Consider the following 20,336-nt stretch of genomic DNA (forward strand, 5'->3'; position numbering starts at 1 on the left):
TAATGTATTTCTCTTATAGTGGAATCATTGGACGGAAAAATGGAACCGGAACTCGAACAGGCGATCGGCATCCGCATCCGCACGCTGCGGCAGGAAAAGGCTCTGACGCTCGATGATCTTGCTGCGGCTTCCGGCGTCAGCCGGGCGATGATCTCGCGCATCGAGCGGGCGGAGGCGAGCCCGACCGCCTCGCTGCTGGCAAGGATCTGCGCCGCGCTCGGCCTGTCGCTGTCGGCCTTCTTTGCGGAAGAGGGGCAGGCCTCGCCGCTCGTCCGGAGGCAGGAACAGCAGGTCTGGCGCGATCCGGAGACCCGTTATATCAGGCGGTCTGTTTCACCCCCGGGCACCGCCTCCGATGTCGATATCGTCGAGGTTGAATTCCCGGCCGGCGCACGCGTCAGCTTCCCCCCGCATGCGAGCGCCCATGGCATGACGCAGCATATCTGGCTGTTCGACGGCGAGCTGGAGATGACGGCGGCTGAGACCGTCTACCGGCTGCGCCCGGGCGATTGCCTCTTTATGCCGGTCGGCGAGGGTCACGTCTTCTACAATCCCGGCAACGCGCCGGCGCGCTATTGCGTCGTGCTCGATCGCGGCAGCCGATAGAACCATTCAATTCAGGAGAACAGCATGCCTGCTATTCGTATCCTTTCTGCCGAGGAGACCCGCGCCGCCGTTCCGGCTCTATCGGAAGTGCTTGTCGATTGCGTCGCTGGCGGCGCCTCCGTCGGCTTCATGCAGCCCTATGGGCCTGAAGATGCTGAGCCCTATTGGCGCGATGTCGCCGATGCCGTCGCTGCGGGCGGCAGCTTGTTGCTGATCGCGGAACTCGACGGCAGGATCGTCGGCACGGTGCAGGTGGGTGCCGCGCAGATGCCGAACCAGCCGCATCGCGGCGATCTGAAGAAGCTGCTGGTGCATCGCTCGGCCCGCGGCAAGGGGCTCGCCCGGCTGCTGATGGATGGCGCCGAACGCGAGGCGGCAAGCCGCGGCAAGACCCTGCTCGTGCTCGACACGGCAACCGGCAGCGATGCCGAGGCGATCTATCCGCGCTTGGGCTGGCAGCGCGTCGGCGTCATCCCCGACTATGCGCTGTGGCCGGAAGGCGGTTTCTGCGCCACCACCCTGTTCTACAAGCGGCTCGCCTGATTGCGCCGGCCCCGCTCATGCCAGCCTGGCGAAGACCGGAAGCGCGCCGCCAAGCGTCGCGCCCGCCGTCCACTGCGCGGCATTCCAGCCGAACTGCCGCGCTGCTTCGATATTTTCGGCCATATCGTCGATGAAAGCGATCTCGCCAGGCAGCACGCCGGCCCGCTCGGTCGCCATCCGGAAGAAATCGGGAGAAGGCTTCCTGTGCCCGAGTGCTGCGGAATAGATGATGCCGTCGAAATGCGCGTTAAGGCCGATCTGCTCCATCAGGTAGCGTGCCCGCCTATGTTCCTGGTTGGTCGCCAGCAAGAGGGTGATGCCGCTTTGCCTGAGAGCGGCGAGTTCTTCGAGCAGATTGCGGTCGAGGCGGGAATCGTTTTCGAACCAGTAGTCGATCAGTGTTTCGGCGCTGAGATGGGGCGCGATCTTTGCGAGCACGCTGGCGAGCCGCGGCTCCAGCGCTTCGCGGCCGATGATGATATCGCGCCAGTGGGTCTGGAAGAATTCCTGCTGCAGCAGGTCGAGGCGCAGGCCGAGATCGCGCTCCAGATAGGTGAAGAGAGGCAGGCCATCGGTCGGGCGACCATGAATGAGCACGCCGTCGACATCGACCATCAGCACTTTCATGCGGAAAATTTCCTCGTTCTCAAAACACCGGCGAAGGTGGCGTCATCCGCCTGGACGTTCAAGACGTCGCGCCACTTTTTTGTCGCGGCCGAGCCGTGTAAATCTCGATTGTCAATCAAGGGCAGGATCTGAAATGCGCGTCATCTATTCCGAAGACCACAAGCTGCGCGATGCCAGGACGGAGCTGCACGCCGGCCAACTGGTGACGCCCTTCGAGGCGCCGTTTCGCGCCGAATGGATTCTCGCGGCGGTCAAGCAGGCGGGGTTTACCGACGTGGTGGCGCCCGATGCGCACGGGTTGGAAACGGCTCGAAAAGTACATGATCCCGCCTATCTGGATTTTCTCGCCACCGTCTGGGACCGCTGGGTGGCGGCCGGCTTCACTGGTGAGGCGATCGCCAATTCCTTCGCCGTTCGCCGCACCAGCCAGCGCGTGCCCGACAATATCGTCGGTGCGATCGGCCACTATGCCAATGCCGCCGATACCTCGATCACCAAGGGCTCCTACGAGGCGGCGATCGCTTCCATGCGCTGCGCGATCACAGGCGCTGACTGGTTGAATGCCGGCAATCGTTTCGCCTTCGCGCTCTGCCGCCCGCCCGGCCACCATGCCGGCATCGATCTCTTCGGCGGCTACTGCTTCATCAACAATTCGGGCGTCGCGGCGCAGCGGCTGCTCGACCATGGTGCGAGGAAAGTCGCGGTGCTGGATGTCGATTTCCACCATGGCAACGGCACGCAGGATCTCTTCTATCACAGAGGCGATGTCTTCACCGCCTCGCTGCATGGCGATCCGATGCATGCCTTTCCCTATTTCCTCGGCCATGCCGACGAGCAAGGCGAGGGGGAGGGTGCAGGTAGCAACCGCAACTATCCGATGCTGCCGGGCACGCCTTGGGATGTCTGGTCTTCGGCCCTTGCCGATGCGCTGGCCCGCATCAAGGCCTTCGGCGCCGAGGCGATCGTCGTGGCACTCGGCGTCGATACTTTCGAGCGCGATCCGATCTCCTTCTTCAGCCTCACCTCCGACGATTTTACCCGCATGGGCGCGATGATAGCAGCCGCCGGCCTGCCGGTGCTCGCCTGCATGGAGGGCGGCTACGGCGTGCCGGAGATCGGCCTCAACGTCGCCAATGTCCTCAAGGGTCTGGAAGCCTGATCCCTGCCGATGACCGACGAGACCGTTCCATCTGATATCCCGACGCCCCGTATGCTGAGCTGGGCGCGCAACTCCGCTATCTATCGGCTCGAGCGGCGGATGATGACGGAAAAGCAGCTGTTTGACGCCATTACCCGCAAGGCGAAGGAGAAATTCGACGGTATCAGCGCGGCACAACTCAAGGCCGTTGCCGATTTCGCTGTTAAATTTGCGTATGACAACAAGGTGCTCGACGATCACGCCTATGCGGAGATCAGCACGCGCTCTGCCGTGCGCGGCGGTAAATCGAAGCGCGCGATCGCCCAGAAGCTTGCTGCCAAGGGCGTCTCCAGCGACAAGGTCGAGGCGGCGCTTGAAGAGGCAGACGATCTCTATGCGGCAGCGATATTTGCCCGCAAGCGCGCCTTCGGCCCCTTCCGCCGGGTCGAGCTTGATGAAAAGCGAAAGGCGAAAGAGCTTTCGGCTTTTGCCCGCAACGGCTTCAGCTTCGACATCGGCAGGAAGGTCTTCGACATGAGCTTCGAAGACGCCGAAGAGGTCATCCTTGCCGGCCGTCGCTGATATTGCATCAAGGCTTTTGCTGGCTGGTTCGCGCCGATGGCTGTCCCTCACCCTAACCCTCTCCCCGTAAAAAACGGGGAGAGGGGACGTGCCTTGCGAGAGCGAGTGGGGAACGGAGAGGGCGCGGCATGGTCCCTTCGCCCCGCCTGCGGGGAGAAGGTGCTGGCAGGCGGATGAGGGGCTGCCACCGGCGATCTCCCGCGCCGCCGGCCAATCCTTAGCATTCCTCAGCATCAGCGCTCTTGATCCCGGCATGAAAAGATTGAATTTGGTTCTCCCCCGTCTTCGGCCTAGAACCGCGCCAGGATCGGGGGCCACATGGACATCAAGAATATCGAGACCGGGACTGACGGCGCAGCCTTGATTGCGCAACCGGGCGTATCGCCGGCTTCGGGCGGCTTGGCGGCGGGTGTCGCGATGTGCCTGATGTCGATGTCTTCGATCCAGTTCGGCGCGGCACTGTCTTCGTCAGCCATTGCGACCTATGGCGTTGCCGGCGCCACCTGGCTGCGGCTTGCTTTCGCGGCGATCATCCTTGCCGTCGTCGTCAGGCCTTCGGTGCTGCGTTATACCAGCGCCCAATGGCGGGCGACATTGCTGCTCGGCACGACGACCGCTGCCATGACGCTCTGCTTCTTCGCGGCGATCCAGCGGCTGCCGCTCGGTCTGGCGATCGCCATCGATTTCCTCGGGCCGCTCTCGGTCGCTGTCTTCGGTTATGGCCTGACCTGGCGGCTCACCTGGCCGTTGATTGCTGCTGCCGGCATTCTCTTCCTCGCCCATGACGGCGAAGGCTGGGTCGGCAATCTCTCAGGCGTCCTCTTTGCCCTCGGCTCGGCTGTGGGATGGGCGGTCTATATCCTGCTAACGAAGAAGGTCGGCGCTGCCTTCAAGGGGCTGGAAGGTCTCTCGATGTCGCTGCTCGTCGCCGGCCTCGTCGCAACCCCCTTCGGTCTGGTGGAGACGGCGGGCGCCTTCACGCTGAGGGGACTGGTCGAGGTCCTTGGCCTCGCCATCCTCGTGCCGCTCCTGCCCTATGCGCTGGAGATGGTGGCGCTGCGGCGCATGCCGGCGGCTTCCTTCGGTATCCTGATGAGCCTCGAACCGGCGATCGGCGCCCTTGCCGGCTTTCTGATCCTCGCCCAGCCGATGACCGTGCTGCAGATGCTGGGAACGGCGCTCGTCGTGGCGGCCAGCGCCGGCGCCACCGCCTCGGCGGAAAGGGCCTGAGATCAGGCCGGTTTGCGCTTGGGATCGTCGAGCGCCGGATTGTAAAACAGCGACAGTGTCAGGCTTTTGGCGATCCGCTCCGCCGTTGTCATGAACCAGGCCTTGGCCTCCGGCGACGGGGCGATGTCGTCGAGCGTTGCGGCAAACAGCGACAGCCACTTCGGAAAGAGATCAGGCGTCAGGTTTGCCACATGAGTATGCGCCTGCACCGGCTTGCCGCCATAGGCGCCGCTGCGGAAGGCGACCGCCGACCAGAAGCTCTTCATCTTCGTCATATGCTCCGGCCAGCGGCCCGATAGCCTGGCGTCGAATACCGGGCCGAGATCGGGATGCGTTAGCACGCGCCCGTAGAAGGTCTCGACCAGCCTGTCGATGAAGGCCGCGTCGACGCCCATGTCCCGCATCTCCGCCTCCGCCCTTTCGCGGATCGCCGCGACATGAGCAGGGCGGCCCTGAATGTCATTGTCCATTCCAAAACCCCGGCGCCGCGTGATGCGGCGCCCTCTCATATAGGTGTTTATGCCAGCGCGCCAAAGTCGTCCGGGCCGCTTGCGGCAATCTGTCAGCCAGCTTGCCGTACGCACTTGACCGGCATTGCACGGTTCTTTAGATTTAGAATTATTCTAAAAAATTGGAGAGAGTCATGCTGGCGCGGTTTTTCAGATCCTCGAAACGATCTTTCGACTCGCTGTCCGAGCAGGAAATCCTTGCCCTTGGGATCGCCTCCGAGGAAGACGATGCCCGCATCTATCTTGCCTATGCCGACAGGCTGCGCCGCGAATTTCCGGCCTCGGCCAAGGTCTTCGAGGACATGGCCGAGGTCGAGGATACGCATCGCAAGTCGTTGATCGAGATCCATCGTCAACGTTTCGGCGAGCGCATTCCGTTGATCCGGCGCGAGCATGTCGAGGGCTTCTACGAGCGCAAGCCGGACTGGCTCAGGGCAAACCTTTCGCTGGATGCGATGCGCAGGGAAACCGAGGCGATGGAGGAGCAGGCCTATCGTTTCTATGTCGAGGCGGCAAAACGGACCTCCGACGCCTCGACGCGCCAGCTTCTCGGTGATCTCGCCCTTGCCGAACAGGGGCATGAGGATATCGCCCGCATGCTGGGCGACAAACATACGCCCGAAGACGTCAAGCACGACGAGGACGCGACGGTGCATCGGCAATTCGTGCTGACCTATGTGCAGCCGGGCCTTGCCGGGCTGATGGACGGGTCGGTCTCGACGCTGGCGCCGATCTTCGCCGCCGCCTTCGCGACGCAAGATACCTGGCAGACCTTCCTCGTCGGCCTTTCAGCCTCCGTCGGTGCCGGCATCTCGATGGGCTTCACCGAGGCCGCCCATGACGACGGCAAGATTTCCGGCAGAGGCTCGCCGATCAAGCGCGGACTTGCCTGCGGCATCATGACGGCGCTCGGCGGCCTCGGCCACGCGCTGCCCTATCTGATCCCGCATTTCTGGACGGCAACGATCACCGCCGCCGTCGTCGTCTTCTTCGAACTCTGGGCGATCGCCTTCATCCAGAACCGCTACATGGAAACCCCCTTCCTGCGTGCCGCCTTCCAGGTGGTGCTCGGCGGCGGCCTGGTGCTCGGCGCCGGTATCCTGATCGGGAATGGGTGAGTTGCGGTCGGGCGCAGCCCGAGCAATCGATCCAGCGAATCGATTGCAGCAACGAACGCCCTGAGCCCAAAGCGAAGGGCCGGGAGACGGCTGACTATTTGGCCCCGGCCGCGTTTGCGAAGGCTCAAGAGGCGGCACGACTGCAGTCTTGCCCTTCGCTTGCGCTCAGCGCATTCGCGGCTTCGCCGCTCACCCCCTCATCTGCCTGCCGGCTTCTTCTCCCCGCTGGGGAGAAGGGGAGTCGTGGCGGCGCCTCGCTCCCCTTGCGGCATTGGTTCGGGAATGACACCCGTGCGGATTGCTCCCCCTTCTCCCCAGCGGGGAGAAGATGCCCGTTAGGGCAGATGAGGGGGGTGAGGAGCATAAGCGACGAACGCCCTGAGCGTAAGCGAAAGGCAGCCCTCCCTGTATAAAGAACCACCCGGCAAAACAAAAAGGCCGGCAAACCGCCGGCCTTTCCACATTCTCAATTGCAACCTTTACCGCAGGGCGCCGACCAGGACGTCGCGGCCGTTCTCGATGGTGACCCAGCGGCCGGCATTGTAGCTCGACTGGCGCTTGACGAAGGAATAGGGCGTTCCAAACCACGGCTTGACGTCGGAGGCGAGGTTGTCGAGCACGAAATCGCCCTCGGCGGTACGCAGCGTCAGCACCGCATGGCCTTCGCCATCCGGCTTACGCACGACGGTCATCAGCAGATCGGCGGCCGAAAAGCCGCGCTGGATCAGCATGCGGCGCTTCAGCAGCGCGAAATCCTCGCAGTCGCCGGCAGTGGTCGGATAGGCCCAGACCTCATCCTTGCCGTAGATCTCCTTGTCGGTCATCGGCGTGATCGTGCGGTTGACCGTGGCGTTGACCGAACGCACGACCGACCAGCTTGCAGCGGTCATGGCGACCGGGCCGGAATTGCGGTTTGCACCGCATTCACTGCGGTGGATCTGACAGAAATCGTAGTGACCGATCGGCTGTGAGGTGGCATTGCCTGTCACCATGGAAGCATTTCTGCTGGGGGCCGGTATGGCGGCCGTCGCCATCGCAAACATGGCCATCATGGCCACAAAGATACCCTTGATCCGCACGCCCGCTCTTTCCTCGCATCGCCCCTTATTTATTAACAAAGTGTTAATGGAGAGGGCCGGAAAGAGTCAATCGTTACTTCTTGGGAGCGCCTTGCAACTCGTCGACATGGTTAAAATGCAACAAGCCCGGGAGCTTACTTTCGGCCGATGCTATTCAGGCGGGCATCTGCCTATTTGTTGATGAACGGATGATGCCTTTGACGGCACTCAAGAGAAGCGCGATATCGCCAGGGCGGGAAAGGCGATGGTCGCCGTCGCGGATGAAGGTCAGCACCACGTCGTCGGCGGGAAGATGCTCGACCAGTTTCATCGCATGCGCATGCGGCACGTCAGGGTCTTTCATGCCTTGGAGGATATGCACCGGGCAGCCCGTTTCGATAATGCCGTCGAGCACCCGGTTCTCGCGGCCGTCCTCGATCAGCGCTCGTGTATAGATGTTCGGTTCCGGGCTGTATTGCGAACGCTCTTCGAAATAGCCGCGCTCGGCCAGTGACTTCAGCTCCTTGGCCTTGAGGTTCGGCTCGATCAGCTCTGAGGTGAAATCGGGCGCCGGCGCGATCAGCACCATCCCTGCGAGCTTTGGCCCTGCGAGCTTTGGGCCACCCTGCCGCGCAAGCTCCTGCGCCAGCCTGAGCGCGATCCAGCCGCCCATCGAGGAGCCGACGAGGATCACGCGTTCGGGGGCGACATGGCGGATGACGGCAAGCGCCTCCTCCAGCCAGCGCGAGATCGTGCCGTCGCCGAAGCTGCCGCCGGAAAGCCCGTGGCCGGAATAATCGAGGCGGATGGAGGCAAGCCCAAGTTCCGCCGCCAGCCCGTCGAGTTCCACCGCCTTGGTGCCGCTCATGTCGGAGCGGTAGCCGGACAGCCAGACGAGTGCCGGTGCGCCATTGCCGACCTGCGCCGGGCGGACGAGCATGGCGATCTCACGCGCCGCCTCACCCTCGCCGACCGTCAGGAACTGCGGCTGGGCATTGGACAACTGATCGGACATCGGCGAAACTCCTGTTGTTTTGGCCTATAAAACAGATTCTTGGCAGGCTGACAGCGGGTGATTTTTCCGCTAAAGGATGATATTGACTCCGTTGCAGCGATGACGCGACACGTTTGTGCACCCCTGATTGGGAGCGCGATGCTGCAACGTTCCGAAACAACGCGAGGAGAATACGACCATTCGCAGACCTTTTAAAACCGACGCGCCCGTGAAGGACGGACCGCGCTCGAACCGTGAAATCCGCATTCCCAAAGTTCAGCTGATCGGGGCTGACGGAGAGAATATGGGCGTCGTGCCTACCGACCAGGCCTTGAGAATGGCGGAAGAAGCCGGCCTCGATCTCGTCGAAATTTCCCCAAATGTCGAGCCGCCAGTGTGCAAGATCCTCGATCTGGGCAAGCTGAAATATGCCAACCAGAAGAAGGCCGCCGAGGCGCGCAAAAAGCAGAAGATCGTCGAAGTCAAAGAAATCAAGATGCGCCCGAACATCGACACCCATGATTATGAGGTGAAGATGAAGGCGATGGGTCGCTTCTTCGACGAAGGCGACAAGGTCAAGGTGACGCTGAAGTTCCGCGGCCGTGAAATGGCCCACCAGGAACTCGGCATGAAGCTTCTGCAGCAAGTCAAGGCCGATACGATCGAGTTCGCCAAGGTCGAAGCTGAGCCCAAGCTCGAAGGCCGCCAGATGATGATGGTGCTGGCGCCGAAGTAAGCGCCAGGCAGTATTTCGCCCAAGGCCGTCCGCAAGGGCGGCTTTTGTGCTTTCTGCCACTGTATTTTTGGATGCACGAAGATTCCTCCGCGGCCCCGTTGCACTTTCATGACGCTGCGGTTATAAGCGCGCGTCCGAACTGACCGGCAGGGCATGCCGTGGCAGTTTCGAATGCTTGCGGAACGGTTCGTCGCCGATGCCGCAGATCAACAACAAACGCTCCCGCACCTTGTTGCGACGGCCGGAGAACCGGACTTCGCGAGAAGGGCTTTTTTGATAAAGCGCGCAGGGAGGACAGAAGGAGTAGCAAAATGCCCAAGATGAAGACGAAGTCCTCTGCCAAGAAGCGGTTCAAGATCACCGCAACCGGCAAGGTCAAGGCTGCCGCTGCTGGCAAGCGCCATGGCATGATCAAGCGTTCCAACAAGTTCATTCGCGATGCACGTGGCACCATGGTTCTCGCAGAACCGGATGGCCGCAAGGTTATCAAGAATTACCTGCCGAACGGTCTCTGAGACTCGTCCGCGAACGCTAGATTTAAGGAGATCATGATATGGCACGTGTAAAAAGAGGCGTCACCTCTCATGCCAAGCACAAGAAGGTTCTGAAGGCAGCAAAGGGCTTTTACGGCCGCCGCAAGAACACCATCCGTACCGCCAAGGCTGCTGTCGATCGTTCGAAGCAGTACGCCTACCGCGACCGCAAGGTCAACAAGCGCAACTTCCGTGCGCTTTGGATCCAGCGCATCAACGCCGCTGTGCGTGAATTCGGCCTGACCTACGGCCGCTTCATCGACGGCCTGAACAAGGCTGGCATCGAAGTCGACCGCAAGGTTCTCTCCGACATGGCGATCCACGAGCCGGAAGCATTCGGCGCGCTGGTCAGCGCTGCCAAGAAGGCTCTTGAATACCTCAAGGAAGCCGGCACGGCGAACGAGTTTGAAGGCGCGGTCAAGTAACCAGCGCTTCCCAAGCTTTTGAATTTATGATTTTGGGAAACCCGCGCTGGTTTGGGCTAGCGCGGGTTTTTCTTTCTTTATATTCCTGGCGCCGGCCGGCGCCGCCTGCCTCCCGATCGCCCGCCTGATACTGGACGGAAAGAAGTGACAATGTCAGATATCGACCAGCTCAACACATCGCTGCTCGCCGAAATCGCCGCCGCCGATGACGAAACCGCCCTGGAAGCCGTGCGCGTTTCCGCCCTCGGCAAGAAGGGCTCCGTCTCCGAACTGTTGAAGACGCTCGGCGCCATGACGCCGGAAGAGCGCCAGAGCAAGGGGGCGGCGATCAATGTTCTGAAGAACGCGGTGACCGAGGCGCTCACCGCCCGCAAGACGACGCTCCGGCAAGCGGCGATCGATGCGCGGCTGAAGGCCGAAACGGTCGACGTCAGCCTGCCGGTGCGCCCTTCGCCCGCCGAGCGCGGCCGTATCCATCCTATCAGCCAGATCGTCGATGAGATCACCGCGATCTTCGCCGACATGGGCTTCTCGATCGCTGAAGGTCCCGACATCGAGACCGATTATTACAATTTCACCGCGCTGAATTTCCCCGAAGGCCATCCGGCCCGCGAGATGCACGACACCTTCTTCTTCAACCCGGATGAGAATGGTGAGCGCAAGGTTCTGCGCACCCATACCTCGCCGGTGCAGGTGCGCACCATGGAGGCGCAGACACCGCCGATCCGCATCATCATTCCCGGCAAGACCTACCGCCAGGACTCGGACGCCACGCATTCGCCGATGTTCCATCAGGTCGAAGGCCTGGTCGTCGACAAGAAGGCCAATGTCGCCAACCTCCGCTGGGTGCTGGAAGAATTCTGCAAGACCTTCTTCGAGGTCGACAGCGTGACGATGCGTTTCCGCCCGTCCTTCTTCCCCTTCACCGAGCCCTCTTTCGAGGTCGATATCCAGTGCGACCGCTCCGGCCCGATCGTCAAGTTCGGCGAGGGTACCGACTGGATGGAAATCCTCGGCTGCGGCATGGTCCACCCGAACGTGCTGCGTTACGGCGGGCTCGATCCCGACGAATATCAGGGTTTTGCCTGGGGCATGGGCCTCGATCGCATCGCCATGCTGAAATACGGCATGCCCGACCTGCGCGACTTCTTCAACGCCGACGTCCGCTGGATGACGCATTACGGCTTCCGCCCGCTCGACATGCCGACGCTGTTCGGCGGCCTCAGCGCTTGAACGGAGAATTGGGACGATGAAATTCACGCTCTCCTGGCTGAAAGAGCATCTGGAAACGGATGCCGGCCTTGATGAAATCTGCACGCGCCTCACCGAGATCGGACTGGAGGTCGAGGATGTCGACGACAAGGCGGCCTTCAAGCCCTTCGTTATCGCCAGGGTTGTCTCGGCCGAAAAACATCCGCAGGCCGATCGTCTGAAGGTGCTGATGGTCGATACCGGTTCCGGCGCACCGGTCCAGGTCGTCTGCGGCGCTCCGAATGCGCGCGCCGGTCTCGTCGGCGCCTTCGCAGCGCCCGGAACCTATGTTCCCGGTATCGATGTGACGCTCGCCGTCGGCAATATCCGCGGCGTCGAAAGCAATGGCATGATGTGCTCCGAAAAGGAGCTGCAGATCTCCGACAGTCACGACGGCATTATCGACCTGCCGGACGATGCGCCGGTCGGCCAGAGTTATGCCGCCTATGCGCATCTTGACGATCCGGTCATCGAGATCAACCTTACGCCCAACCGGCCGGACTGCACCAGCATCCACGGCATCGCCCGCGATCTCGCCGCCTCCGGTCTCGGCACGCTGAAGACCCGGCCCGCGCCGTCCTTCGCCGTGGAAGGCGAGACGCCGGTCACGCTGACGCTCGATCTCGACGACCCGAAGCTTTGCCCGGGCTTTGCGCTGCGCCTCGTGCGCGGCGTCAGGAACGGTCCGAGCCCGCGCTGGATGCAGCAGCGGCTGATCGCCATCGGCCTGCGCCCCATCAACGCGCTGGTTGATGTCACCAATTACATGACCTTCGATCAGGGGCGGCCGATCCACGTCTTCGACGCTGCCAAGATCAACGGCAACCTGACCGTCCGCCGCGCCGCCGAAGGCGAGACGGTGCTGGCGCTCGACCAGCGCGAATACAAGCTCTCGCCGAACAACGTCGTCATCTCCGATGACAATGGCATCGAGTCGATCGGCGGCATCATGGGCGGCGAACATTCCGGCTGCGACGAGAACACCGTCGACGTGCTGATCGAATCCGCCCTCTGGGACCCGATGAACATCGCCAAGTCAGGCCGCAGCCTCGGCATCATCACCGACGCCCGCTACCGCTTCGAACGCGGCGTCGATCCGGACTATATGGTCCCCGGTCTCGAACGCACGACGGAACTGGTGCTGGAACTTTGCGGCGGCAAGGCCGCCAAGGCCGAGATCGTCGGCTACAAAGGTTACGAACCGAAGATCGTCGATTTCCCCTATTCGGAGGTCAAGCGCCTGACGGGCCTCGACGTCTCGAATGAGGAAAGCAACACGATTCTGATGCGCCTCGGCTTCACGGTCTCCAGTTCCGGCGAGCGCGTCTCCGTCGCCGTTCCCTCTTGGCGCCCCGATGTCGACGGCAAGGCCGATCTCGTCGAGGAGGTCATGCGCATCCACGGCGTCGACAATATCAAGCCGGCGCCGCTCGAAAGCCACGCGGCCGTCAATGGCAAGATCCTGACGACGCTGCAGATCCGCACCCGCCTCGCCAAGCGGGCGCTGGCCGCGCGCGGCATGCTCGAAGCCGTCACCTGGTCCTTCATTCCGGAAGACCAGGCGAAGCTCTTTGGCGGCGGTTCGCCCGCCCTCAAGCTTGCCAACCCGATCGCCGCCGAAATGTCGGATATGCGCCCCTCGCTGCTGCCGGGCCTGCTGACTGCAGCCCAGCGTAATGCCGACAAGGGGTATTCCGACGTCGCCCTCTTCGAGGTCTCCGGCACCTATGAGAACGATCGGCCGGACGGTCAGCGCCGCGTGGCCGGCGGCATCCGCCGCGGCACGGCCTCGCTTGCCGGCGCCGGTCGCGCCTGGTCGAACGCCGCAAAGGGCGGCGGCAAGCCGGTCGACGTCTTCGACGCCAAGGCCGACGCGCTCGCCGTCATCGAAGCCTGCGGCCTGCCAATGGGCAATATCCAGATCGAGCAGGGCGGGCCGGAATGGTATCATCCCGGCCGCTCCGGCACGATCAAGATGGGGCCGAAAGTCGTGCTCGGCTATTTCGGCGAATTCCATCCGCTGACACTGGAAGCGCTCGATGTCTCCGGCGCGCTGTGCGGCTTCGAAGTCTATGTCGACGCCATGCCGGACGCCAAGCGCAAGGCGACGCGCACCAAGCCGGCGCTCGAACTGTCGCCCTTCCAGGTCGTGCGGCGTGACTTTGCCTTCGTCGTCGACAAGACGGTGGAAGCCGGCGCCATCGTCAAGGCCGCCACAGGCGCCGACCGCAAGCTGGTAACCGGCGTCAACGTCTTCGATATCTTCGAGGGCGCATCGGTTGGCGACGGCAAGAAGTCGGTGGCGATCGAGGTGCAGATCCAGCCGGTCGAGCGCACGCTGACGGACGAGGATTTCGAGGCGCTGACGCAGAAGATCGTCGCCAGCGTTGCGAAATTCACCGGCGGTGTCCTCAGAAGCTGAACTTCACCCAACGTCGTCAAATAATGGACCGGTCGCGAATAGCGGCCGGTCTTTTCACAGATGCAGATGGTAGAGTTTGCTGACGATCGTCCAGCGGCCGTCGATCTTCAGCAGCGAGAGATAATCGGTAAAGCGCATGCCGGCGAAATCGTCGGTGACCTTGACGCTTGCCGCATCGCCTTCGACATCGACGCTCTGGATGTCCATGTAGGGCTGCGTGCCGGGCGGCGCCGGCTCCTCCTGCAGGATCGCGGCGATGAATTCGTCCCGCGTCAGCCATTCGACGGCATTTTCGTAATGGCCGATGATCGAGCTTTTCGGATGAAAGGCCTTTTTCAAGGCTGCCTCATTGGCGAAGGCCATGCCTTCGACATAGAGATGAACCGTCTGTTCGACTGCCTGCCTGTCCGACATATTTTCATCCCGTTCTCCGAGATGGCGTTAGATAGTTTCGCCAGCCCCGAAGGCAAGCCCGGCCGGTTGCGCCGACCGGGCTTTTTCAGGTTCAGATGTTCGTCATCGCAAGCGAGGCATCCGAGTAACGTTCGCCGGCCACCTGTCCGGCCGGGATGACCTCTTCAAGCCTCGCGAGTTCCGCCGGGCTCAGCACGATATCGGCGGCCGCGGCGTTCTGTTCGAGATGATGAAGCTTGCGGGCGCCCGGGATCGGCACGATGTCGTCGCCCTGGTTCAACACCCAGGCCAGCGCCAGCTGTGCTGCCGTCACGCCTTTCTCAGCGGCCAGCCGCTCGAGCGTCGCGACGAGGGCGGCGTTGGCGTCGAAATTTTCCGCCTGGAAACGCGGCACCTGTCGGCGGAAATCGTCGGCAGCGAGATCCTCCACTTTGCGGATCGCTCCCGTCAGGAAGCCGCGGCCGAGCGGGCTGTAGGGCACGAAGCCGATGCCGAGTTCGCGGCAGGTGGCAAGCACCTCCTCTTCCGGGTCGCGCGTCCAGAGCGAATATTCACTCTGCAGGGCTGCGATCGGATGGACCGCATGGGCGCGGCGAATGGTGGCGCTGCCGGCTTCCGAAAGCCCGAGGGCGCGGACTTTGCCTTCCTTCACCAGTTCCGCCATGACGCCGACCGTGTCCTCGATCGGCACGTCAGGATCGACCCGGTGTTGGTAGAAGAGGTCGATGGTCTCGATGCCGAGGCGTTTCAGCGAGGCCTCGGCCACCGCCCGCACATGCTCAGGGCGGCTGTCGACGCCGGTGATGGCGGCAGTACCGGGCTTGCTGGCATCGATCTTGAAGCCGAACTTGGTGGCGATCACCACGCGGTCGCGGAACGGCTTCAGCGCTTTGCCGAGAAGAACCTCGTTGGTAAAGGGACCATAGACTTCGGCGGTGTCGAAGAAGGTCACGCCGAGATCGATGGCGCGATGCAGTGTCTTGATCGATTCCGCATCGTCGCTGGCGCCATAGGCAAAGCTCATGCCCATGCAGCCAAGGCCGACGGCAGAGACGGTCAGATCGTTTCCGAGTTTCCGGCTTTTCATGATGTGCTCCTCTGAGCTGATTTTGAGCCGCCAGAGCATGATGCCGAAAAGTGTGAGCGGTTTTCGGACGACATCATGCTCTAACTATTAATTCAGAACAGGATTCAGATTTTAGGCCGCCCGGCCTGAAATCATTCTGTTCTGCATGGTTGCGGTACCCGCAGACCATATCGCTGCGCCATCAATCAGAAAATACATGCAGTTTCTAACAGGTTGTTCTATTATTTCGATCAATGAACAGGACACAGCTCTCGCAACTCGCCGTTCTCGCCGCCGTCTCGGAGCATCGCAGCTTCCGGGCGGCGGCGAAGGAACTCCTCGTCGCGCCCTCGGCAATCAGCCATGCGATATCGAGCCTCGAGGAAAGTCTGGGGGTGCGGCTTCTGGCGCGCACCACCCGCAGCGTCGCGCCGACGGAGGAGGGCCGCCTGCTGCTTGAAAGACTTCGTCCCGCGCTCGAGGAGATCGACATTGCTCTGGAGGCCGTCCGCGATACGCGCGCCAAGCCGGCCGGAAACCTGCGCATCACCGCGCCGCGCTTCGCCTCCGATCTGCTGCTCGCTCCGCGGCTCGGCGACTTTCTCAACCTCTATCCCGATATCACCCTGGAGATCGCCAATGAGGATGGCTTCACCGATATCGTCAAGGAGGGTTTCGACGCCGGTATCCGGCTGGAGGAGAGCCTGGAGGCTGATATGATCGCGGTCAGGGTCTCGCCCGATCTGACGACGGTGATCGCCGCTTCGCCCGAATATTTCGAGCACCATCCGAAGCCGGAGCATCCGCGCGATCTCGTCCGTCATCGCTGCATCAAGCGGCGCTTCACCAACGGCTCGATCTATCGCTGGGAATTCGAAAAGGACGGGCAGGAACTCGTCGTTTCGGTCGACGGGCCGCTGATCGTCAGCGAGGATCGGCTGGCCTTGCTTGCGGCGCTGAACGGCGCCGGCCTTGCCTATCTCTTCGACATGCGGGTCGATGACGAACTGGCGAGCGGCAAGCTTGTGCGGGTGCTGGAAGATTGGTGCGCGCCCTATGCCGGGCCGTTTCTCTATTATCCCACCCGGCGACAGATGCGCCCGGCGCTGCGCGCCTTCATCGATTTCTTCAGATACAGCGAGCAGGATACGGGCGGCCGGTAAGGAATGGGAACCGGGCCGCCCGTTCTTGCTAGGGTGCCGTGCGCATCAGGCAGCCTTTGCCTTCTGGTTTGCCGCCGTGGTGGCGAGCTGGGAGAGGGTCTTGTCGGTGGCCGTTTCCTGTTGCAGCGTCTGGTCGAGCAGGCCGACCACCTCCTTGAGACCGAGGGTCGCTGCCCAGGTCTTCAGCGTGCCGTAGCGGGCGATTTCATAATGCTCGACGGCCTGGGCAGCCGAAATCAGGCCGGCATCGAGGGCCGCCGTGCCCTTGAATTCCTCCATGATTTCCTCGCCCTCGGCGATGATGCCCTGGATCGCCTCGCAGGTCTTGCCCTGGGCGCGTTTGCCGATCAGTTCGAAAACCTGCTGCAGGCGCTCGACCTGGCCTTCGGTTTCCTCGCGGTGCTTTTCGAAGCCCTTCTTCAATTCGGGGGATTGGGCGGCGCGTGCCATCTTCGGCAGGGCGCGCAATATCTGCCGCTCGGCAAAGTAGATGTCCTTCAGCGTGTCGTAGAAGAGATCTTCCAACGTCTTTTCCTTGGCCATTTTCTCGATCCTTGTTTTTGGGGAAAACCGCGAATGCGGCGACACATTAAGAAGAGAAGATCGCGCTAATTGTTCCCGACCGATTTCGGGTGGACTGGAAATCGGTGCCGGGCGATGATTCCTGCCGTCGATGCGCAGGAGAATGACGTCATGCGAAAACCGAATTCAATGAAGGGTCTGGAGGATCTTGGCCGCGTACGGCTGTCGCAAAACTTCTTTCTTCGCGATTTCCTGCATTCCGAAATCGCCGATTTCTATCGCATTCCCAATATCCCCGAGGATCCCGATCTGGCGATCGAGGCGGGCAAGAGGCTCTGCGAGGAATTGCTGGAGCCGCTGGAGGCAACGTTCGGGCGCCTGCATATCCGATCCGGCTATCGCTCGCCCGCGGTCAACAGGTTCGGCAACGAGAACAATCTGAACTGCTCGACCAATGCGTCCACCGCTGCGCATCACATCTGGGATATGAGGGACTTCGACGGCTGCATGGGCGCAGCCGTCTGCATTGCCGTGCCATGGATGATCGACCATTACCACGATGAAAGCGACTGGCAGCGGCTCGCCTGGTGGATTCACGACCACCTGCCTTATGCCTCGCTCTGCTTCTTTCCCAAGCTCTGGGCCTTCAATATCCAATGGCACGAACGGCCGAAGCGGGTGATCCAGAGTTATGTCAGCCCGCGCGGCATCCTCACCAAACCCGGCATGGCCAATTGGGAAGGCGATCATGCCGCCTTTTATAAAGGATTTCCTGCGCCTACAGCGCCGCGCGTCTTGAAGGTGATGCGATAGCGGATGTGGCCGTCGCTCTCGACATAGCTGTCATAGAGCGCCCGCGCGGTTCTGTTCTGCTCGCTCGTATGCCAGTAGAGCCGCGACCAGCCCTTGGCTTTGCAGGTCGAAACGAGATCGTCCATCAGTGCCCGCCCGACGCCCTTGCCGCGCGCATCGGCATCGACGAACAGGTCTTCGAGATAGCAGTCCCTGCCGCGGATCCACGTGCCCTCATGCGTGAGATAAAGCGCAAAGCCCATCATCCCACCATCGACCTCGGCGACACGCATCGCAATCGCCGACGCCGGATCGAAGACCCGGCGCCATGTGGAATCGGTGATATCGGCATCGACCGTGACTTCGTAAAAGGCGAGGTAGGCGGCCCAAAGTTCGCGCCAGCGGGCTTCGTCTTCGGGGCGGGCCTCACGTATCGTGACGGTCATGGCGTCTCTTTCTTTCAGGCGCCGGCTTGGTCGAGGAGCGCCATCGCGTCATTGGAAAGCGCAAGTGTCGCCGATTTCGCCAGGCTTTCAAGCTGTGAAAGGTTGGTCGCGCTGGCGATCGGCGCCGTCACGCCCTTCTTGCGCAGCAGCCAGGCGAGCGAAATTTCTGCCGGCGCTGCACCGGTCTCGGCCGAAACCTTGTCGAGCGCGGCCAAAATACGCAGGCCCTTATCGTCGAGATATTTCGAAACCCGGCCCTCGCGTGCGCGGCCTTCCGTATCGGCGTTGCTGCGGTATTTGCCGGTGAGGAAGCCGGCGGCAAGGCTGAAATAGGTAATCACGCCGATGTCTTCTTCGACGCAGAGATCGGCAAGCGGCCCCTCGAAGCTCGAACGTTCATAGAGATTATATTCCGGCTGCAACACATCGTAACGCGGCAGGCCGGCCTCTTCGGCAGCGTCGAAGGAAGCCTGAAGCAGTGTCGCATCATAGTTCGAGCAGCCGATGGCGCGGATCTTGCCCTGCTGCTTCAGCTTGGCAAAGGCGCCGAGCGTTTCCTCATGCGGCGTATCTTCATCCGGCCAGTGCGAGAGATAGAGGTCGATATAATCGGTCTGCAGCCGGCGCAGCGAATCCTCGACCGCCTTCAGGATATAGGTTTCCTTCAGCGTCTTTCCCTGTCCCATGTCGGAGCCGACCTTGGTGACGATAACGGCCTTGTCGCGGGAGATCTTTGCCTGGCTTAGCCAACGCCCGATGATCTCTTCGGAATCGCCGCCCTTGTTGCCCGGAACCCACGAGGAATAGACATCGGCCGTATCGATCGTGTTCAGGCCCGCGTCGAAGAAGGCATCGAGAATGGCGAAGGATGTTTTTTCGTCGGCCGTCCAGCCGAAGACATTGCCGCCGATGACGATCGGCGCGACCGATAGACCTGTTTTTCCAAGCCGGCGCATTTCCATGACGCTCTCCAGAAGTGTGAAGGAATTGAAATCGCGGATACGGCAGAACGCCGCCCTGACCAACTTAGTGCGATCCGCGCATCCGGGAAGGCAAACTTCCGTGATTTCATGTCGCGCCATTGCGCCGCAGCTAGGGCCTGAATATGGTTCGCGGAAATCAGTTTGGGAGGCTTGGATCATGTTGCGTTTCGGTATCATTTCAACGGCGAAGATCGGCCGCGACAATGTCGTTCCGGCGATCCAGGATGCGGAGAATTGCGTCGTCACGGCGATTGCCAGCCGTGATCTCAAGCGTGCGAGGGAGATGGCCGACCGGTTTTCGGTGCCGCATGCCTTCGGCTCCTACGAGGAGATGCTGGCATCCGACCTCATCGACGCCGTCTACATTCCGCTGCCGACCTCGCAGCATATCGAATGGTCGATCAAGGCGGCAGATGCCGGCAAGCACGTGCTCTGCGAAAAGCCCTTGGCGCTCAAGGCCGGTGATATCGACGATCTGATCGCCGCCCGCGACCGCAACCGGGTGGTGGTCACCGAAGCCTATATGATCACCTATTCCCCGGTCTGGCAGAAGGTGCGCTCGCTGATCGGCGAGGGCGCGATCGGGTCGCTCCGGCATGTGCAGGGCGCCTTCACCTATTTCAACCGCGACCCCGCCAACATGCGCAACGTCCCCGAGCTCGGCGGCGGCGGCCTTCCCGATATCGGCGTCTATCCGGTCATGGGCACGCGTTTTTCCACAGGCAAGGAGCCGCTCTGGATCCAGGCGATCACCGAGCGCGATGCGGATTTCGGCACGGATATCTATTCGAGCGTCAAGGCCGATTTCGGTGATTTCGAGCTGAGCTTCTATATCTCGACGCAGATGGCCAACCGCCAGGTCATGGTCTTCCACGGCACCGAAGGCTACATCGAGGTCAAGTCGCCGTTCAATGCCAATCGCTGGGGACCGGAAGAGATCGAGCTTGCCGACCGCAGCCACACTGAATCGCGCATCTTCCGCTTCCAGGACAGCCGCCAGTACAAGCGGCAGGTCGAGGCCTTCGCCCGGGCGGTGACGAACGGCAAGGAAGAGATCGTTACCCTCGAAAATTCGAAGCTGAACCAGAAGGTGATCGACGCGATCTACCGGGCCAGCGAGAAGGACGGCTGGGAAGCAGTCTAGCGCATAACCCCGAAAATCGGAATCGATTTTCGGA

At 61.9% G+C, this 20,336-nt stretch carries 23 protein-coding genes; 14 read left to right on the forward strand and 9 right to left on the reverse strand.

Annotated elements, in window-relative coordinates:
- The first annotated feature begins 39 nt into the window (after positions 1-39).
- Positions 40-606, forward strand: a complete 567-nt coding sequence (locus J3P73_RS01565; protein WP_130772123.1) for a helix-turn-helix domain-containing protein — start codon at positions 40-42, stop codon at positions 604-606.
- A gap of 24 nt (positions 607-630) precedes the next feature.
- A complete protein-coding gene (locus J3P73_RS01570; protein ID WP_018070277.1) occupies positions 631-1,149 on the forward strand; it encodes a GNAT family N-acetyltransferase in 519 nt (172 codons plus the stop codon).
- A gap of 15 nt (positions 1,150-1,164) precedes the next feature.
- On the opposite strand, the gene J3P73_RS01575 is transcribed toward J3P73_RS01570, so the two are convergent.
- The gene (locus J3P73_RS01575; RefSeq protein ID WP_130772125.1) at positions 1,165-1,776 is read right to left on the reverse strand and encodes an HAD-IA family hydrolase; all 612 of its coding nucleotides are present in this window, start codon (positions 1,774-1,776) and stop codon (positions 1,165-1,167) included.
- A gap of 133 nt (positions 1,777-1,909) precedes the next feature.
- On the opposite strand from J3P73_RS01575, the gene J3P73_RS01580 reads away from it, so the two are divergent.
- The 3 genes from J3P73_RS01580 (at position 1,910) to J3P73_RS01590 (ending at position 4,726) form a co-directional block, all read left to right on the forward strand.
- A complete protein-coding gene (locus J3P73_RS01580; protein WP_130772127.1) occupies positions 1,910-2,935 on the forward strand; it encodes a histone deacetylase family protein in 1,026 nt (341 codons plus the stop codon).
- Between the two features lie 9 nt (positions 2,936-2,944).
- Positions 2,945-3,496 (forward strand): recombination regulator RecX, encoded by a 552-nt coding sequence (gene recX / locus J3P73_RS01585; protein ID WP_130772129.1) that lies wholly within the window; start codon positions 2,945-2,947, stop codon positions 3,494-3,496.
- 318 nt (positions 3,497-3,814) lie between these two features.
- The gene (locus J3P73_RS01590; RefSeq protein WP_130772131.1) at positions 3,815-4,726 is read left to right on the forward strand and encodes an EamA family transporter; all 912 of its coding nucleotides are present in this window, start codon (positions 3,815-3,817) and stop codon (positions 4,724-4,726) included.
- Positions 4,727-4,728: 2 nt separating this feature from the next.
- Here the strand turns inward: J3P73_RS01590 and J3P73_RS01595 are convergent, their stop codons facing one another.
- Positions 4,729-5,196, reverse strand: coding sequence for a group III truncated hemoglobin (locus J3P73_RS01595; RefSeq protein ID WP_024322280.1), 468 nt, complete (start codon positions 5,194-5,196; stop codon positions 4,729-4,731).
- Positions 5,197-5,369: 173 nt separating this feature from the next.
- Between J3P73_RS01595 and mbfA the strand changes: the two genes are divergently transcribed.
- Complete coding sequence (gene mbfA, locus J3P73_RS01600; RefSeq protein WP_011650070.1) at positions 5,370-6,353, forward strand: iron exporter MbfA; 984 nt, start codon at positions 5,370-5,372, stop codon at positions 6,351-6,353.
- 479 nt (positions 6,354-6,832) lie between these two features.
- Here the strand turns inward: mbfA and J3P73_RS01605 are convergent, their stop codons facing one another.
- Positions 6,833-7,432, reverse strand: coding sequence for a transglutaminase-like cysteine peptidase (locus tag J3P73_RS01605; RefSeq protein WP_018069940.1), 600 nt, complete (start codon positions 7,430-7,432; stop codon positions 6,833-6,835).
- A 154-nt stretch (positions 7,433-7,586) separates the two neighbouring features.
- A complete protein-coding gene (locus J3P73_RS01610) occupies positions 7,587-8,426 on the reverse strand; it encodes an alpha/beta hydrolase (protein ID WP_024322279.1) in 840 nt (279 codons plus the stop codon).
- Positions 8,427-8,604: 178 nt separating this feature from the next.
- Here J3P73_RS01610 and infC point away from each other — a divergent pair, with 178 nt between their 5' ends.
- The 5 genes from infC to pheT all read left to right on the forward strand — a co-directional run bounded on the left by infC (position 8,605) and on the right by pheT (position 13,772).
- Positions 8,605-9,141, forward strand: a complete 537-nt coding sequence (gene infC, locus J3P73_RS01615; RefSeq protein ID WP_075225634.1) for a translation initiation factor IF-3 — start codon at positions 8,605-8,607, stop codon at positions 9,139-9,141.
- Positions 9,142-9,452: 311 nt separating this feature from the next.
- Positions 9,453-9,656 (forward strand): 50S ribosomal protein L35, encoded by a 204-nt coding sequence (gene rpmI / locus J3P73_RS01620; protein WP_003544621.1) that lies wholly within the window; start codon positions 9,453-9,455, stop codon positions 9,654-9,656.
- Between the two features lie 38 nt (positions 9,657-9,694).
- Complete coding sequence (gene rplT / locus J3P73_RS01625; protein ID WP_003544622.1) at positions 9,695-10,099, forward strand: 50S ribosomal protein L20; 405 nt, start codon at positions 9,695-9,697, stop codon at positions 10,097-10,099.
- A 150-nt stretch (positions 10,100-10,249) separates the two neighbouring features.
- Complete coding sequence (gene pheS, locus J3P73_RS01630) at positions 10,250-11,332, forward strand: phenylalanine--tRNA ligase subunit alpha (protein WP_207579737.1); 1,083 nt, start codon at positions 10,250-10,252, stop codon at positions 11,330-11,332.
- 16 nt (positions 11,333-11,348) lie between these two features.
- Complete coding sequence (gene pheT, locus J3P73_RS01635) at positions 11,349-13,772, forward strand: phenylalanine--tRNA ligase subunit beta (RefSeq protein ID WP_024322277.1); 2,424 nt, start codon at positions 11,349-11,351, stop codon at positions 13,770-13,772.
- A gap of 54 nt (positions 13,773-13,826) precedes the next feature.
- On the opposite strand, the gene J3P73_RS01640 is transcribed toward pheT, so the two are convergent.
- Both J3P73_RS01640 and J3P73_RS01645 read right to left on the reverse strand, forming a co-directional pair.
- On the reverse strand, positions 13,827-14,186 hold the full coding sequence (locus J3P73_RS01640) for a nuclear transport factor 2 family protein (protein WP_017966590.1): 360 nt from the start codon (positions 14,184-14,186) through the stop codon (positions 13,827-13,829).
- 91 nt (positions 14,187-14,277) lie between these two features.
- On the reverse strand, positions 14,278-15,273 hold the full coding sequence (locus tag J3P73_RS01645) for an aldo/keto reductase (protein WP_024322276.1): 996 nt from the start codon (positions 15,271-15,273) through the stop codon (positions 14,278-14,280).
- 233 nt (positions 15,274-15,506) lie between these two features.
- Here J3P73_RS01645 and J3P73_RS01650 point away from each other — a divergent pair, with 233 nt between their 5' ends.
- Entirely contained in the window at positions 15,507-16,415 is a 909-nt protein-coding gene (locus J3P73_RS01650; protein WP_018069945.1) for a LysR family transcriptional regulator, read from the forward strand.
- A gap of 45 nt (positions 16,416-16,460) precedes the next feature.
- Here J3P73_RS01650 and J3P73_RS01655 read toward each other — a convergent pair whose 3' ends face one another.
- On the reverse strand, positions 16,461-16,958 hold the full coding sequence (locus tag J3P73_RS01655) for a YciE/YciF ferroxidase family protein (protein ID WP_003544628.1): 498 nt from the start codon (positions 16,956-16,958) through the stop codon (positions 16,461-16,463).
- A 114-nt stretch (positions 16,959-17,072) separates the two neighbouring features.
- Between J3P73_RS01655 and J3P73_RS01660 the strand changes: the two genes are divergently transcribed.
- Positions 17,073-17,750 (forward strand): hypothetical protein, encoded by a 678-nt coding sequence (locus tag J3P73_RS01660; RefSeq protein ID WP_018069946.1) that lies wholly within the window; start codon positions 17,073-17,075, stop codon positions 17,748-17,750.
- Here the strand turns inward: J3P73_RS01660 and J3P73_RS01665 are convergent.
- Together J3P73_RS01665 and J3P73_RS01670 are read right to left on the reverse strand one after the other, a co-directional pair.
- Positions 17,696-18,175 carry a GNAT family N-acetyltransferase gene (locus tag J3P73_RS01665; protein ID WP_130772133.1) on the reverse strand — a complete coding sequence of 160 codons (480 nt, stop codon included), beginning with the start codon at positions 18,173-18,175 and terminating at the stop codon, positions 17,696-17,698. The two genes, J3P73_RS01660 and J3P73_RS01665, sit on opposite strands and share 55 nt — an antisense overlap.
- Positions 18,176-18,189: 14 nt before the next feature.
- Positions 18,190-19,137 carry an aldo/keto reductase gene (locus J3P73_RS01670; protein WP_130772135.1) on the reverse strand — a complete coding sequence of 316 codons (948 nt, stop codon included), beginning with the start codon at positions 19,135-19,137 and terminating at the stop codon, positions 18,190-18,192.
- Between the two features lie 178 nt (positions 19,138-19,315).
- On the opposite strand from J3P73_RS01670, the gene J3P73_RS01675 reads away from it, so the two are divergent.
- Entirely contained in the window at positions 19,316-20,302 is a 987-nt protein-coding gene (locus J3P73_RS01675) for a Gfo/Idh/MocA family protein (protein ID WP_018069949.1), read from the forward strand.
- The last annotated feature ends 34 nt before the right edge of the window (positions 20,303-20,336 follow it).

It is taken from the genome of Rhizobium ruizarguesonis, from assembly GCF_017357285.1.
Taxonomy (GTDB): Bacteria; Pseudomonadota; Alphaproteobacteria; order Rhizobiales; family Rhizobiaceae; genus Rhizobium; species Rhizobium ruizarguesonis.